General features: G+C 61.7%; 1 protein-coding gene. It reads right to left on the reverse strand.

Annotated elements, in window-relative coordinates; translation table 11 throughout:
* A partial coding sequence (locus tag QMN93_RS26240; RefSeq protein ID WP_323630755.1) for a hemagglutinin repeat-containing protein occupies positions 1–209 on the reverse strand: 209 nt, incomplete at both ends.

Consider the following 209-nt stretch of genomic DNA (forward strand, 5'->3'; position numbering starts at 1 on the left):
TTGATATCCTGCCCGGCCTTCAGGACCAGGTTATCGCCTGCGGAAATCGTGGTGCGGTCGAGCCCGGTGCTGTGGGATTCGCTTTTTCCTTTCCGGCTGCTTTCGCTTGTTTGCTCCGCGTTCAGGTTCAGGTCGTTGCCTGCACTCAGCCCCGCGCTGCCGCCCGCCTTCAGGTCGCTGGCGGTCACGTCAAGGTTATGCCCGGCATT

Source organism: Enterobacter sp. R-1.6.2, from assembly GCF_035064085.1.
In the GTDB taxonomy this organism is placed as follows: domain Bacteria; phylum Pseudomonadota; class Gammaproteobacteria; order Enterobacterales; family Enterobacteriaceae; genus Enterobacter; species Enterobacter asburiae_B.